The organism is Aeromonas sp. MR19 (assembly GCF_963899305.1).
Lineage (GTDB): Bacteria > Pseudomonadota > Gammaproteobacteria > Enterobacterales > Aeromonadaceae > Aeromonas > Aeromonas bestiarum.
In genome coordinates, this window is record NZ_CAWQWZ010000052.1 from 175,774 (window position 1) to 189,884 (window position 14,111).

13 protein-coding genes and 5 tRNA genes are annotated in these 14,111 nt (G+C 60.4%); 8 read left to right on the forward strand and 10 right to left on the reverse strand.

Features of this window, described 5'->3' with window-relative positions:
- The first annotated feature begins 92 nt into the window (after positions 1 to 92).
- Complete coding sequence (locus tag AACQ95_RS20395) at positions 93 to 299, forward strand: hypothetical protein (RefSeq protein WP_021141290.1); 207 nt, start codon at positions 93 to 95, stop codon at positions 297 to 299.
- A gap of 3 nt (positions 300 to 302) precedes the next feature.
- On the opposite strand, the gene AACQ95_RS20400 is transcribed toward AACQ95_RS20395, so the two are convergent.
- From AACQ95_RS20400 to rsmC, 9 genes are all read right to left on the reverse strand, one after another.
- Positions 303 to 569 carry a late competence development ComFB family protein gene (locus AACQ95_RS20400; protein ID WP_043137219.1) on the reverse strand — a complete coding sequence of 89 codons (267 nt, stop codon included), beginning with the start codon at positions 567 to 569 and terminating at the stop codon, positions 303 to 305.
- Between the two features lie 109 nt (positions 570 to 678).
- Positions 679 to 764 (reverse strand) — tRNA-Leu (locus AACQ95_RS20405).
- Between the two features lie 71 nt (positions 765 to 835).
- Positions 836 to 921: transfer RNA gene (locus AACQ95_RS20410), tRNA-Leu, on the reverse strand.
- A gap of 44 nt (positions 922 to 965) precedes the next feature.
- Positions 966 to 1,051: transfer RNA gene (locus tag AACQ95_RS20415), tRNA-Leu, on the reverse strand.
- 44 nt (positions 1,052 to 1,095) lie between these two features.
- Positions 1,096 to 1,181 (reverse strand) — tRNA-Leu (locus AACQ95_RS20420).
- Between the two features lie 56 nt (positions 1,182 to 1,237).
- Positions 1,238 to 1,323: transfer RNA gene (locus AACQ95_RS20425), tRNA-Leu, on the reverse strand.
- Between the two features lie 116 nt (positions 1,324 to 1,439).
- Positions 1,440 to 2,900: a glycogen synthase GlgA gene (gene glgA, locus AACQ95_RS20430; RefSeq protein ID WP_043137217.1), complete on the reverse strand. Its 1,461-nt coding sequence runs from the start codon at positions 2,898 to 2,900 to the stop codon at positions 1,440 to 1,442.
- Positions 2,890 to 4,149, reverse strand: coding sequence for a glucose-1-phosphate adenylyltransferase (gene glgC / locus AACQ95_RS20435; RefSeq protein WP_274454401.1), 1,260 nt, complete (start codon positions 4,147 to 4,149; stop codon positions 2,890 to 2,892). Before glgC ends, glgA begins: the two co-directional genes overlap by 11 nt.
- Positions 4,150 to 4,256: 107 nt before the next feature.
- On the reverse strand, positions 4,257 to 5,285 hold the full coding sequence (rsmC, locus tag AACQ95_RS20440) for a 16S rRNA (guanine(1207)-N(2))-methyltransferase RsmC (protein WP_241279643.1): 1,029 nt from the start codon (positions 5,283 to 5,285) through the stop codon (positions 4,257 to 4,259).
- Between the two features lie 278 nt (positions 5,286 to 5,563).
- Here rsmC and dapA point away from each other — a divergent pair, with 278 nt between their 5' ends.
- From dapA to AACQ95_RS20460, 4 genes are all read left to right on the forward strand, one after another.
- Complete coding sequence (gene dapA / locus AACQ95_RS20445) at positions 5,564 to 6,436, forward strand: 4-hydroxy-tetrahydrodipicolinate synthase (RefSeq protein WP_043554405.1); 873 nt, start codon at positions 5,564 to 5,566, stop codon at positions 6,434 to 6,436.
- Positions 6,437 to 6,530: 94 nt separating this feature from the next.
- Entirely contained in the window at positions 6,531 to 8,171 is a 1,641-nt protein-coding gene (locus AACQ95_RS20450; protein ID WP_103472137.1) for a sensor domain-containing diguanylate cyclase, read from the forward strand.
- Between the two features lie 4 nt (positions 8,172 to 8,175).
- Positions 8,176 to 9,279, forward strand: coding sequence for an EAL and HDOD domain-containing protein (locus AACQ95_RS20455; RefSeq protein WP_043554407.1), 1,104 nt, complete (start codon positions 8,176 to 8,178; stop codon positions 9,277 to 9,279).
- Between the two features lie 65 nt (positions 9,280 to 9,344).
- Positions 9,345 to 9,935 (forward strand): HAD family hydrolase, encoded by a 591-nt coding sequence (locus tag AACQ95_RS20460; protein ID WP_241279645.1) that lies wholly within the window; start codon positions 9,345 to 9,347, stop codon positions 9,933 to 9,935.
- A gap of 139 nt (positions 9,936 to 10,074) precedes the next feature.
- On the opposite strand, the gene hfq is transcribed toward AACQ95_RS20460, so the two are convergent.
- Complete coding sequence (gene hfq, locus AACQ95_RS20465; protein WP_011707507.1) at positions 10,075 to 10,437, reverse strand: RNA chaperone Hfq; 363 nt, start codon at positions 10,435 to 10,437, stop codon at positions 10,075 to 10,077.
- Positions 10,438 to 10,614: 177 nt separating this feature from the next.
- On the opposite strand from hfq, the gene AACQ95_RS20470 reads away from it, so the two are divergent.
- Genes AACQ95_RS20470 through AACQ95_RS20480 form a run of 3 tightly spaced genes read left to right on the forward strand, consistent with a single transcriptional unit; the run spans position 10,615 to position 14,100 of the window.
- Positions 10,615 to 11,892 carry a paraquat-inducible protein A gene (locus AACQ95_RS20470; RefSeq protein ID WP_043137196.1) on the forward strand — a complete coding sequence of 426 codons (1,278 nt, stop codon included), beginning with the start codon at positions 10,615 to 10,617 and terminating at the stop codon, positions 11,890 to 11,892.
- A complete protein-coding gene (gene pqiB / locus AACQ95_RS20475; protein ID WP_016352115.1) occupies positions 11,885 to 13,531 on the forward strand; it encodes an intermembrane transport protein PqiB in 1,647 nt (548 codons plus the stop codon). The genes AACQ95_RS20470 and pqiB overlap by 8 nt, the downstream gene beginning before the upstream one ends.
- On the forward strand, positions 13,531 to 14,100 hold the full coding sequence (locus tag AACQ95_RS20480; RefSeq protein ID WP_080741096.1) for a PqiC family protein: 570 nt from the start codon (positions 13,531 to 13,533) through the stop codon (positions 14,098 to 14,100). Before pqiB ends, AACQ95_RS20480 begins: the two co-directional genes overlap by 1 nt.
- Positions 14,101 to 14,111 lie beyond the last annotated feature (11 nt).

Sequence of the window (14,111 nt, forward strand, 5' to 3'; positions counted from 1 at the left end):
TGGGACATTCGACTCTGATAGAAAAGTCCGATTGCATACTCCAAAAATACAAATGATAATCGTTATCAAATAATGCGAGAGGAGGCATCACCATGATCTGGATTGTGAGAGTCATGTTGTTGGTCGGGCTGCTGGCCGTGCTGGGCTGGGGTCAGGAGAAGGAGTACGGCATCTGGAGTCTTGGCTTTGTGCTGGCCGCCTGGGTCATGCTGGAACCCAGGCTGAGGCCTGCCCTTATCCTGCTGCCGGTGGCCGGGATGACCGGCATAGCGGCTCTGATCTGGCAGCAGCCCTGGTGAGGATCAGGGGATGGGGGCGCTCTGAACCTTCTCCTGTGCCAGCTTGAGCGACTCAATGACGTTTTTCTCCATCTCGGTACGCTTGGCATCGGTCAGGAAGTAGATCATGTCGACGTCGTGACGTATGTAGTGGGAGGGCAGCTGGTTGAGGGTCAGGCAGCAGAGGTCGGCCATCTGGTTGGCGTTCAGCGTCAGGTTCAGACCCTGTCTCTCAATCTCCTTGAGCACCAGATGCTCGTAGAAGTTGTGAATGTCGGTATCCAGTATCATATGCGTTCCTTGGCATGACGATGGGCGGTAAGTCGTCAAAAGCATAGTCATAACAAGGAGTAAAAACAAAAAGCCCATCACTTGCGTGATGGGCTTTTTATGTAATGAATGGTGCGAAGAGAGGGACTCGAACCCTCACATCCGTGGGACACTAACACCTGAAGCTAGCGCGTCTACCAATTCCGCCACCTTCGCACACTGATTTTCTCCAGCTGGTTTTTAAATGCGGTTGGAGCGCATTGCTCTGTTTTTACATGTCAGAATCATGGTGCGAAGAGAGGGACTCGAACCCTCACACCCAGGGGGCACTAACACCTGAAGCTAGCGCGTCTACCAATTCCGCCACCTTCGCACATAGTGTTACCAGTTTTGATTTACATGCTGTCTGGAGAAGCATGGTGCGAAGAGAGGGACTCGAACCCTCACATCCGTGGGACACTAACACCTGAAGCTAGCGCGTCTACCAATTCCGCCACCTTCGCACATTGTGTTACCAGTTTTGATTTACATGCTGTCTGGAGAAGCATGGTGCGAAGAGAGGGACTCGAACCCTCACACCCGGGGGGCACTAACACCTGAAGCTAGCGCGTCTACCAATTCCGCCACCTTCGCACATTCGGGTTATCAGTCTGGATTGACATGCTGTCTGATAAAAGCATGTTGCAGTATGGTGCGAAGAGAGGGACTCGAACCCTCACATCCGTGGGACACTAACACCTGAAGCTAGCGCGTCTACCAATTCCGCCACCTTCGCATCACTGCGGTGGGGGATTCTATAGAGTTTTGGAAGAGCGTCAACAGCCAAAGGGGACTTTTTTCGCTGTTGACGTTCAAAGCTGTGCTAAGGGCACAAAACTTCAGCAATTAGCGTCATTGACGCGCCAGGGCGTCCCGATACATCTGCTCATACTGGGTGACCGAGTCCGGCCAGTTGAAGCGGGTGTTCATGGCGTTGCGCTGCACTCTGGCAAACCGTTCGGGATCCTGCAGGTAATAGAGCAGGCTGCGGCGCATGGCATCGAGCAGTATGTTGGCGGTCGGATCGTTGAAGCAGAAGCCGGTGGCGTGCTCAGGATCGGCATCCCAGTCCACTACGGTATCCTTGAGGCCACCGACGGCCCGCACCAGCGGCAAGGTGCCGTAGGCCAGGCTGTACATCTGGTTGAGACCGCAGGGTTCGAACAGGGAGGGCATCAGGAAAAAGTCGGCGCCCGCTTCCACCAGGTGGGCCAGCCGGTCGTCATAGGTGTTGATGAAGGCAAACTTGTCCGGGTACTGCTGGGCCATGGCCTGCAACTGAGCGGCGAGTGAGGGATCCCCCGAACCCACTATCACCACCTGCACCTTGTGATGCAGGAACTTGTCCAGCACCGGCAGCAACAGGTGCACCCCTTTCTGCTCGGTCAGCCGGCACACCATGCCGTAGATGGGCAGATCCGCCACCGGCAGGCCGGTTTCCTGTTGCAGCGTCTGTTTGCAGATCCGCTTGCCGGCGAGGTTGTCGACGTCATAGGTGGCGGGCAGGAAGTCGTCGAAGGCCGGATCCCAGTCCTGATAGTCGCAGCCATTGAGAATGCCGCGCAGGTCGGCTGCCCGCTGCTGGAAGATGCTGGCCATGCCGTGGGCGCCCAGGTGAGTCAGCAGCTCGCTGGCGTAGTTGGGACTGACCGCGTTGATCTTGTCGGCATAGAGCACCCCGCACTTGAGCAGGTTGATGTGACCGTAGTCGTAGCTGATGCGCTGTTCATACTCGGCAATCTCGGGCATGGCCCAGAACTGCTCCCGCCCGAACACCCCCTGGAAGGCCGCGTTGTGAATGCTGATCACGCTGCGGGTGTGCTGGAAGAAGGGGTTATGGGCATGACGGGACTTGAGCAGCAGCGGCAGCAGACCGGTATGCCAGTCGTTGCAGTGCACTATGTCGGGGGCAAAGTTGAGCTGTTCGCAAGCATGCAGGGCCGCGGCCGAGAAGAAGGCGAAGCGTTCACCATTGTCGCCATAAGCCTGGTTGTTCTCGGCGTAGAGCTGGGGTCGATCGAAATATTGCGGGCAATCGAGCAGGTAGACACAGACCCCTTCCAGCTCCATCTGATAGATGCGATAGCCGATATCCGGCAGTCCCGGATGGGTTGGCAACCAGCGCGAGGCGATCAGTCTGGCCTCATCACGGCGTTTGATCGTCTTGTAGAAGGGCAAGATGATCCTGACGTCATGGCCCTTCTGGGCCAGATACAGCGGCAGGGCTCTGGCCACGTCCGCCAGGCCCCCGGTCTTCACAAGCCCCTCAACTTCCGAGGCAACAAACAGGATTTTCAGTGGGTTAATAGCCAACTCTTGCTCCCTTAGGTACCACGACGATACCGCCTTCGGATACGGTAAATCTCTCTCTGTCATGGTCCAGATTTTCACCGATCACGGTGCCGGGTGCAATTTCAACGTTCTTGTCAATGATGGCGCGTCGAATGGAACAGCCTTCACCAATCTTCACATCCCCGAGCAACACCGACTCGCTGATGTGGCTGCAGGGGCCTATATTGCAGCGAAAACCCAGGATGGAGCGCTGGATCTGGCTGCCCTGAATGAAGCAGCCGCCGGAGATCAGGGAGTTGGCAATCTTGACCTTGCAATCGTCGGTATCGACGAAGGTGGCGGGCGGCAGGGGCGGATAGTGAGTGTGCAGCGGCCACTTGCGGTTGTAGAGGGAGAAGGGGGCGTCGTCCGCCACCAGATCCATGTGCGCCTGCCAGTAGGAGTCGAGGGTGCCCACGTCGCGCCAGTAGACGTTGGGCTTCTCGCCCGGGATCACGTTGGTACTGTAGTCGTAGACATAGACGGGGGCGCGCGGGAACAGGCTGGGGATGATGTCCTTGCCAAAATCGTGGCTGGAGTTCTCCTCGGCGGCATCGCGCTTGAGCTCGCGGTAGAGCGCTTCGGTTTCGAAGATATAGTTTCCCATCGAGACCAGTGCCTGGGTGGGATCCCCCGGGATGTGCTTCGGATGTTTGGGTTTTTCTTCGAAACCTATCATGCGCCCTTCCTGATCCACCTCGATCACTCCGAAGGCGCTTGCCTCCTCGATGGGCATGCGCAGGGCGGCGACGGTCAGGGCGGCGGCCTTCTGTTTGTGGAAGGTCACCATCTGGCTCACATCCATCTTGTAGATGTGGTCGGAGCCGAAGATGCAGACGTGCTCGGGGTCGGAGATCTCGATGAAGCGCAGGTTCTGGTAGATGGCATCGGCCGTGCCGTCATACCAGCGTTTGCCCATCCGCATCTGGGCAGGAATGGGGTCGATGAAGCGGTCCGTGATGCCGACTATGTTCCAGCCCTTCTTCATGTGCAGATAGAGGGACTGGGACTTGAATTGGGTCAATACGTAGATGCGCAGGAAGTCTGCGTTGACGAAATTGTTGAGGACGAAGTCGATCAGTCGATAGCTGCCGCCGAACGGGACAGAGGGCTTGCTGCGAGTGGTGGTAAGCGGCTGGAGACGGGTTCCTTCGCCGCCTGCCAGTATCATGGTGAGTATGCCTGCCATCGTATTTCTCTCCCTGAATTTATGATATGAAAAGGTTTTCAGCTCACTGCAAAAAAACACCCCTAAAGGGGTGGTTAAACGATTGACAATTACCTTATCAGATCCCGGATGGGGCCCTCTACTTGTTTTATTACACCGGTTACACTTATTTACACTTTGCTCAGATACACCTTGAATTTGCTGTCGCTGTTGACCACTTCGGTCCGTTTGAAGTGCGTATCCAGTATAGGCTGATATCGCAGGAAGGCGTTGGCGACTATGGTCAGACCGCCATTCGCCGACAGGTATTCCGGTGCCTTGGCGAGGAAGGTTTCGGTGGCCGCATAGAAGGTCTTGAGCCCGGCGTGGAAGGGAGGGTTCGAGACGATATGTTGAAACTTTTCAGCAATGTCGGAGTAAACGTCAGAGGCATGAACCTTCCCCTGCAAGCCATTGACGGCCAGGGTGCGGCGGCTCGATTCCAGCGCCAGCGCGCTGATATCCACCATGCTGACCGCCAGATCCGGATTACGTTTGGCCAGCATTGACCCTATGACACCGGCGCCGCAACCAAAATCGAGCAGCTTGCCCCGCATCGGCGGCAGGCTGGCCAGCAACATCTGGCTGCCCAGATCCAGCTCATCGGCACTGAATACCCCCGGCAGCGCCAGCACGGTCAGTTCTGTCTCACCCGCCTTGCATTCATACCGGCTGAACCAGGCGTCCAGTTCGAATGGCGCTACCGGTTTGCTCAGCTCACAGTGATAGAGGGAGCAGCGGCGCGCCGAGTCGCGCTTGATGGGCTTGTCGCCGTAAGGGGCCAGCAGCTTGTCGGCGCCGTTGATGCCGCCGCGATTCTCACCGGCCAGAAACAGATCGGCGCGAGCCTCCAGCAGGGGGGTCATCATGGCCAGCAGGTATTGCGCCTCGGCCTTGGCCTTGGGCATCAGCAGCAGCAAAGCATCGAAACGGGGGGCGCCGCCGAGCTGGTGATCGAACTGGATGGTGTCCCCCAGTGCGGCCTGCTGACTGCGGTAGTAGCAATAGTCCGTGGTGAATACTGTCATGGATAGGGCCAGCTCGGCCAGCTGGCGGGGATAGTCATCCTCCAGCGTCCCGCAGACAAGTAGCCGCTTGCCGACAAAGAGGGCTTGGTTTCGTTCCAGCATCTGGCTGACGGCACTGACAGGGCTGCTCATCGGGTCTCTCCACACAATTTTGGGCGGCCATTATACATAGCCCCTTTCGCCTTGACATTTATGCCGTGTTCCCGAAATATGCCCAGACACCATTTTTTGACCAGAGATGATGAAATGCGGTTCAACGGGTTGAAACGAAAGCACAAGAAAAGCCTGACATTCGGGCCTGCCGACGTTCGCGCGTAACCTCTCATCCCTGAGAAGATTCAAACCCCGGTTGCGCAGCCCGTACCGGGGTTTTTTATTGCCATATGCGAGTCAACGGAGAAGGAAATCCCATGTTTCAAGGTTCGATAGTTGCCCTGATCACCCCATTTCGACAGGGCCAGCTGGATGAGGCCGCCCTGGCCCGTCTGGTGGAGTGGCACATAGCGCAGGGGACCCACGGCATAGTGCCGGTCGGTACCACGGGTGAGAGCCCGACCCTGACCCACGACGAGCATTGCCGGGTGGTGGAACTGGTGGTCAAGCAGGTGGCGGGGCGCATTCCCGTGATTGCCGGCGCCGGCTCCAACAACCCGGTCGAAGCCATCGAATACACCCGCCACGCCGAGCAGGCGGGGGCCGATGCGACCCTGCATGTGGCCGGTTACTACAACCGTCCCAATCAGGAGGGGCTCTACCACCACTTCAAGGCGGTACACGATGCGACGACCAAGCCCATCATCGTCTACAACATTCCGCCGCGCGCCATCGTGGACGTGCAACCGGCGACTCTGGCCCGCCTGGCCGAGCTGCCGCGCATCGCCGGCGTGAAGGATGCCACTGGCGACCTGGCCCGCCCCTGGACCGAGCGCCAGCTGATCAAGAAGCCGTTCGCCTGGCTCTCCGGCGAAGATGCCACCGCGGTGGCCTACAACATAGGTGGCGGCCAGGGCTGCATCTCGGTGACGGCCAACGTGGCACCCAAGCTGGTGGCCGAGGTGCAGAATCTGACGCTGGCCGGTGAGTGGCAGGCTGCCCGTGAGTTGCAGGACACGCTCATTCCGCTGCATCAGGCCATGTTCGCCGAGCCGAGCCCGGCGGGCGCCAAGTATGCGGTCTCCCTGCTGGGCTTTTGCAGCGAAGAGTGTCGCCTGCCGGTGATGCCGCTGTCCGAGGCGACCCGCGAGCGCATCCGCAGCGCGATGCAGGCATTGAATTTGTTATAAAAATTGGGCTCTGGATCGCGCTTTTGACTGCCTAGTCAATTAATGTGCAAGGTTTGCCGATATACTCGCTTGGATACAACCAAGGATGGCAGGCATGCAGGAATGGGATCCAGAGCACTTCACCAGTTTTGAACATCTCTGTGAAGTGACGCTGGCAACGGTCAGGGAAAAGACAGAAGCCGAACAAATTTACCTCTGGTTGCGGGCTCCCGAGTCCCAACTTTACAGCTTTCAGCTCGATCAGGGGCTGATCTGCCTGAATGCGGACATTGCCGCCCCCCTCAAACTCCCCGTCATCTTCATCGAACATGCCTTCGACAAGGGCCAGCTGGTGGTGGAGCAGATAGCCCCGACGACCGATGTCTGGGAGACGGTCGAACCCGAAATTCCACGCCTGCGTGCCTGCTTCCCGCTCAAACGCCAGAAGGGGCTCAAGGCCGTGGTCTATCTGGAGACTCGCCGTCGCCTCGATCGCCTCTCCCGACGCCAGCAGCAGAGCATCCAGTTGCTGATGCACTACCTGGCCGCCGAGCTGGAGAGCCGGTTGCTCGCCAGCCAGATCGATCAGGAGCGGGATCAGCGCAGGCACACCCAGGCCGACCTCATCCGCAGCCAGGCGCTGCAAGACTCTTTCCTCAGCATGTTGCAGGCGCTGCATCAGGTGGGGGTCAAACTCTCCCGTTGCGACAGCGAGCATCAGCTGCTGCACGATGCGGTGGCGCTGGCCCGTCAGGATCTGCAATTCGACCGCATCGCCATCTTCCTGGTCGACGCCGAGTTCAAGACAATGCACGGCACCTGGGGCACCAACGAGGCGGGTGAACTCATCGACGAGCACCACTTCATCAGCCCCATTCCGGAGCACCCCACAGTGCAGGAGGCCCTGCGTCGCAAGGACTATGTGCTGGTGCTGGAAGATGCGCCGCTCTACTACGAGAAGCAGGAGGTGGGGCGCGGCTGGAATGCCATGGTCTCGCTGTGGGACGGCGCCACGCCCATCGGCTGGATCGCCGCCGACAACCTGCTGTGGCGGCGGCCGCTCAAGGCGTACCAGAGCGAGATTTTCAAGCAGTATGCGGCCATGCTCTCCCAGCTGTTGATCCGTCAGCGCACCCAGGCCGCGCTGGAGCGCTTCAACCGGGAGCTGGAGCTGAGGGTCAGCGAGCGCACCATGCAATTGGCGGAGACCAACCGGGCGCTGGAGGAGGCCAACAAGCGGCTGTCGCTGCTGTCGCTGGAGGATCCCCTGACCGGCATAGCCAACCGTCGCCACTGGGATCTCACCATGCAGCGGGAGTGGGAGTGGGCCCGTCGTCACCAGGGCCTGCTGGCGGTGCTGATGATCGACGTGGACGAGTTCAAGTCCTACAACGATCACTTCGGCCATGCCAAGGGGGATCTGTGTCTGCAACAGGTGGCCAGTTTGCTGCAGGAGGCGGAGCGGCGGCGCACCAACCTGGTGGCCCGCTACGGCGGGGAGGAGTTCGTGATCCTGCTGTGCGGCCCGCAACCCGAAGAGGCCGAGCGGTTGGCGGAGCGGATTCACGAGGGGCTCAGTGAATTAAAGATCCCACATCCGGCTTCCCGAGTTGCTGATTTCATTACGGTTAGCATAGGCTTTAGCTATCTGGTTCCCTCGCTGGATGGAACATGGCAGAGCTTGACCGAACAGGCCGATCAGGCGCTCTATCATGCCAAGTCGCAGGGGAGGGCGTGTACGCTAGCCTATCGGTGAGCCCATGTTGTTACGTCGCTATCCCATCTTCAATCGTCGTCTCGCCCTCGTTGCCTATGGCATGGACTATCAGCTTGCCGACCCCGCCGAATGGACTCTTCTCGCGACGCAATGCCGTCTGCTGGCCCAGGGGCGCCAATACTTGCTGCCCTTCAGCCATGAACAACTCGATGAGCAACGCCCCCTGCTGTTCGATCAGGACACTATCCCACTGGTCGAGGCCTCGGCCGAGCGGTTGCCCGCCTCCTTTCCCGTACTGGCCCAGTGGCGCGATTATCGACGCCGCCTGGCCGTGCACGGCGCCCAGCGCGAGCCCCGCTGGTTCAACGCCTCCCGGCTGCTGGTGTTCTGGATGGGGGAGGAGGGGATCAGTCAGCCGACCGAGCACAAGCGGATGGCGCTCGACATCGAGACCTGGGGCGATTTTCTGCCGCTCAAGGAGGCGGGGGTGGACTTCTTCGCCGGCGGTTTCCTCGCGCGTCCCGAGCTGGTGAATCAGCGCGCCGCCCAGCCGGACATGAAGCTGGTGCAGGAGATACTGCAAATCATCTGCCATGAGGAGTTCTCCTTTGCCAGGGTCGCCAGCCTGCTGGAGCAGGACGCCTGGCTGCCGGGCCAGCTGATGACCTATGTCAACGCCCCCGGCTTCGATCACGCCAGCCCCATCGTCTCGGTCACGCGGGCGCTCTCCTATCTGGGGGAGCAGGAGATCCGCAAGTTCGTGCTCATCTACGGGCTGGCGCGGGTCAGTCAGCACATGCCGGAGGCCTGTACCCGCATGGCCATCGCCCGTGGCCGTTTCTGCGAGCTGATCGCCGTGACCGCACTCGGCAAGGCCGCCGCCAGCTGGGCGTTTCTGGTGGGGCTGGTGCTGGATGGCTCGCTGCTCTCCGAGCAGCTCAAGGCCCATCTGCCCAAGGATGTGAAGCGGGCGCTCGAGTCCAGCGAGGGGCCGCTCTTTCATCTGTTCCAGCTAGTGAAGACCTATGAGCAGGGGAACTGGCCGCTGCTTGCCCAGCTGGCGCCTAGCTATCAGCTGGATCCCGCCAAACTGACCCCCATCTATTTTCAGGCACAAATGTGGGGGCAAGCGTTTCTCGCCACCTAGGTCATGGCGACGGGGCGCGGCTCTGGTTAGAATGGGGACCCATTTTCAGACACAGATCCCGCACCATGACCCTCTCCGGATTTCAAGGCCTGGTATTTGACCTTGATGGCACCCTGGTGGACTCAATGCCACTGCACCTTGCCGCCTGGGCGCACACGGCCCGGGAGTTTGGTTTTCACTTCGATGCCGACTGGTTCTATGAACTCGGTGGCATGCCGAGCCGCAAAATCGCCCTGCTGGTCGCCGAGCAGCAGCAGATCGCCCTGGACCCGCTGGTGGTGACCCGCTGCAAGACGGATCACTACGTGGCCAACCTGCACAAGGTCACCGTCTTTCCGGCCATGCTGGAACTGGTTCAGCGTCATCACGGCCTTATTCCCATGGGGATAGGCACAGGCTCGCCCCGCATCAATGCCGAGGCCGTGCTGCGCAATACCGGGCTGGATCGTTACTTCTCCGTGGTGGTGACCGCCGACGATGTGGATCTGCACAAGCCCCATCCAGATACGTTTCTGCTGGTTGCACGTCGGCTGGGGGTCGAGCCGGCGACCTGTCTGGTGTTCGAGGATACGGGAATTGGCGTACAGGCCGGTCAGGCTGCGGGGATGCAGACCTGCATGGTCAGGGATGGAAGACCGGTCGACTTGCCGTATTGAAGTGAAGGGCGGTGAAACAGGCGGATCCACTCGGAGGAAGAGTGGAGTCCATTCTCATACGGGACAGACATGATAAATGAGAATGGACTCGGTCACCCTTTGACGCAGCAATGGCGTGGGGGTGATTCAGGCAAGCGCATTACTGCTCGCTGCTACCGCCGCCCTGGTTGTCATCGTAACGACCGGGGGCGCCATGAGGACGCGGCGCCATGGAGACGCGCGGCTTGCGGGCACGCTGAATGCTGACCTGGGGACGGCCGGAGTGCATGGCGATGGTGGAGATCTTGGCCTTGTAGACCAGCTGCTGGTTGCCATGGGCATCGGTCAACAGCACGCTGTACTGGTCGAAACCGCTGATGGTCCCCTCCAGCTTGATGCCGCTCACCAGGAAGATGGCGACCTGACTGCGATTCTTGCGCAACCAGTTGAGGGCAGAATCTTGCCCGTTCCCGAGGGAGAAGGCTTGCTCGATCGTGGAGTAGCTTGGGGATTCAGTTGTCATAAATTATTGTCCCGCGGAAAAAAAGTGGCGTTTGATTGTGCTAAATGGTCACTGGCTTGTCAAAGTCATTCTCGCTCCCATCCCGGATGGTGCAACGACAGTGCTGGTCGGCAGGGGCCGCTGCTGTAATAATTGGCGGCTCTGGCCCCGTGGCGGGCCTCATGCTGGGGTTTCATCTTGCATCCGGTTTCACACCAACACCTACCCACCTATACCCATGACGCGACCGCGTGCGAAGAGTGTGACCTGCTGGTGCCGGCCACCGCGCTGGCCGTCGGGGAGACGAGCAGCTGTCCGCGTTGCGGCCATACCCTGAGCCGTCATTTGCCGGAGCAGGAGCGCAGGCCCATCGCTTACGGCTTTGCGGCCCTCATCATGTTCGTGCTCTCCAACGCCTTTACCTTCATGTCGTTCTCGGCCAAGGGAGTGGGGCAGGAGATGACGTTTCTGCAGTGCATCACCACCCTGGTGGATCAGGGCTATCTGTTTCTGGGCGCCGTGCTGAGCCTGACCCTGATCGGCCTGCCGCTGGTCTACATCGGCTCCATCATGCTGGTGCTGTGGCGGGTCGACAAGGACTTGCACAGCAATGCCCTGCGCTCCCTCGGTCGCCTGCTGTGCCGGATCAAGCCCTGGCTGATGGTGGATGTCTTCCTGATCGGGGTGCTCATCTCGCTGGTGAAGCTGATGGGGATGGCCGACATCAAGATGGGCCTGTCGTTCTGGGCCTTCGTCGGCTATACGGTGCTGCTCATCAAGATGATCTCGTCGCTGGACCGGATGTGGCTGTGGCAACGGCTGTTCGGTCCGACCGAAGCCCGCGAGCTGGATGCGGATGGCGAAGCCGCTGCCATGGCGTCCGGGCTGGTAGGTTGTCACATCTGCGGCGCCCTGAGCGAAGCGGGCGAGCACAGCTGCCCGCGCTGCGGCGGCAAGCTGCACAGCCGCAAGCCGGGCGGCCTGAACCGGACCTGGGCCCTGCTCTTCACCTCTGTGATCCTCTATGTGCCCGCCAACCTCTATCCCATCATGGACACAGTTTTTCTGGGGGACGACAGCCCTTCCACCATCCTCGGCGGCGTGGTCTTGCTGTGGGCCATGGGTTCCTACCCCATAGCCGCGGTGATCTTCATCGCCAGCGTGGTGGTGCCGCTGGTGAAAATCCTGGCGCTGTTGTGGCTTTGCTATATGGTACAGCGCGGCCACGGCGCCTCGCCCCTTGGCAAGCTCAAGCTCTATCGCATGACTGAATTCGTGGGACGCTGGTCGATGATCGACGTCTTCGTGGTGGCCATACTGGCGGGCCTGATCCGGCTCGACAACCTGATGACCATCTACCCCGGCCCCGCGGCCGTCGCATTTGCGGGTGTGGTGCTGATTACCATGGTGGCAGCCATGAGTTTCGATTCCCGCCTGATCTGGGATTTACAACAAGGAGAACGCGAACGTGAGTGAGCGTAAGAAAAGGTGGAAACCCGGCTCTGATTTTCTGAGCTCGGCCGCCGCAATCTGGATGGTGCCGCTGCTGGCGCTGTTCATCGGCATCTGGATGTTGTTCCAGCACTGGTATTCGCAAGGTCCCAGCTTCACCCTGACAGTGGCCACCGCCGAAGGCATAGTGGCAGGCAAGACGGTGATCCGCTCCCGCGAGGTGGAGGTGGGCCGCATCGAGGCGGTGGAGCTCAGCGAGGACTACAGTCATGCGGTGCTGAAGGCTCGCCTGACCAATGCCGCCGCCGGCATGCTCAAGAAAGACAGCCAGTTCTGGGTGGTCAAGCCCAGGGTCGGCCGGGAAGGGGTCTCGGGCCTCGGCACCCTGCTCTCCGGCGCCTACATCGAGCTGGCCCCCGGCAAGAAAGGCAGGCCGCTGGACGAATACGCCATGCTGGACAAGCCGCCGCTGGCCTCCCAGGACGCCAAGGGGCTGCGGCTCTCCCTGAGCAGCCGGGATACCCGGGCGCTCGGGGTGGGCTCGCCCATCAACTACCAGGGCTTCACCATAGGCCAGGTGGAGGAGGCCAAGTTCCTGCCCGAGAAGAGCGAGATGCAGTACCAGATCTTCATCAACGCCCCCTATGACGTGCTGGTGAGCGGCAACTCCCGCTTCTGGATGACCCCGGGCTTCGAGGTCTCCATGAGCAGCGAGGGGATGAAGGTGAAGATGGACTCGCTGGAGAGCCTGCTCGACGGCGGCATCACCATGGGTCTGCCCCCTGGCTGGGCACCGGGTGAGCCAGCCAAGCAGATGGACGATTTCACCCTGTTCCAGGATCAGGCCAGCGTGCTGGCCGGTAGCCTGGATCAGTTCATCGACTACGTGTTCCTGTTTGAAGACAGCGTCGGTGGCCTGCACCCCGGTGCGGCGGTGGAGTATCGCGGCATCCGGGTCGGCACCGTCATCTCGGCGCCCTATCTCATCGACGAGAAAGGGGTGCAGATATTCCAGAACCGGCAGATCCCGGTACTGGCGCGCATCGAGGTGCAGCGCCTCTCCCACCGCTACGCCAACGCGGAGAAGGAGCAGTGGCGCGCCCTGTTCGGCAAGCAGTTCAAGGAGGGGTTGCGGGCGACGCTCAAGACCTCCAGCCTGTTGACCGGCGGCAAGGTGGTGGATCTGAACTTCTATCCGGATGCCCCCAAGTATCAGGCCATCAAGCTGGCCGGTTATCAGGTATTCCCGACCGTGCAGGCCGGGCTGGACCAGATCGAGCGCAAGGTGAACCAGATCCTCGACAAGTTCGTCGACATGGACACGGCCAAGACGCTGAACCAGGTGAATCACACCCTGGTTACCCTGGACCAGACCCTCAAGAACGTCAGCGCGGTGAGCGCCAATCTGGACAAGTTTACCGGCCAGAGCGCGACCCAGCAGTTGCCGGCGTCCCTGAACGACAGCCTGAAGCAGTTGCAGAGCACGCTGCAAGAGTACGATGCCAACTCCCAGACCAATCAGGATCTGCGTCAGTCGGTACAGTCGCTCAATCAGCTGATGCGTGAGTTGCAGCCACTGGTGCATTCGCTCAACGAGCAGCCGAGTTCGTTGATCTTCGATCGCGCCCGTCCCCGTGATCCCGAGCCCAAGCGAGGCCAATGATGAAAAAACAGATGATGACGCTGGCCTTGCTGGGCCTGCTGGCGGGTTGCAGTTCGGCGCCGACGGCGCTGCACTACTACTCCCTCGATGCCGAGGCGCAGCAGCCGACCACTATGACGGCACAACCGCAGCACCAGCTGGTGCTCAAGCCTGTCTCCCTGTCCGGCCAGCTGGACAGGATGAGCCTGGTCTATCAGCTGGAGGGCAAGGAGTTGCACTTCGCCGAGTACCATCGCTGGGCGGGTTCCCTCGATGCCCAGCTCGATCAGCTGACCCTGAACGGTCTCTCCAGCCGGCTGCCCGGTTGGGTGGTGCGTCAGGACGGTGCTCGCAAGGGGCCAGTGCTGACCATCTCGGTCGAGCGCTTCCAGGGGCGCCACGACGGGCGCGCCGTGCTGAGTGGCCGCTGGCGACTGCTGACGGAAGAGGGCACTGTCCTGCGTGACGTCCCCTTCCAGCAGGTGCGGGTGTTGCCGGAGGATGGCTACGGCTCCCTGGTCAGCGAACTGGGACAGGGCTGGCAACAGCTGCTCGACCAGATTGCGGCAGAGGTGCGCAAGGGCGCCTGAAACCGCGGAGA

Excerpts from the sequence above, each read along its gene's own strand:
- AACQ95_RS20395 (WP_021141290.1), top strand. The coding sequence starts at position 93 with ATGATCTGGATTGTGAGAGTCATGTTGTTGGTCGGGCTGCTGGCCGTG.
- AACQ95_RS20400 (WP_043137219.1), bottom strand. The coding sequence starts at position 569 with ATGATACTGGATACCGACATTCACAACTTCTACGAGCATCTGGTGCTC.
- rsmC (WP_241279643.1), bottom strand. The coding sequence starts at position 5,285 with ATGAGCAGCCCTGTCAGTGCCGTCAGCCAGATGCTGGAACGAAACCAA.
- dapA (WP_043554405.1), top strand. The coding sequence starts at position 5,564 with ATGTTTCAAGGTTCGATAGTTGCCCTGATCACCCCATTTCGACAGGGC.
- AACQ95_RS20450 (WP_103472137.1), top strand. The coding sequence starts at position 6,531 with ATGCAGGAATGGGATCCAGAGCACTTCACCAGTTTTGAACATCTCTGT.
- AACQ95_RS20455 (WP_043554407.1), top strand. The coding sequence starts at position 8,176 with ATGTTGTTACGTCGCTATCCCATCTTCAATCGTCGTCTCGCCCTCGTT.
- AACQ95_RS20460 (WP_241279645.1), top strand. The coding sequence starts at position 9,345 with ATGACCCTCTCCGGATTTCAAGGCCTGGTATTTGACCTTGATGGCACC.
- hfq (WP_011707507.1), bottom strand. The coding sequence starts at position 10,437 with ATGACAACTGAATCCCCAAGCTACTCCACGATCGAGCAAGCCTTCTCC.
- AACQ95_RS20480 (WP_080741096.1), top strand. The coding sequence starts at position 13,531 with ATGAAAAAACAGATGATGACGCTGGCCTTGCTGGGCCTGCTGGCGGGT.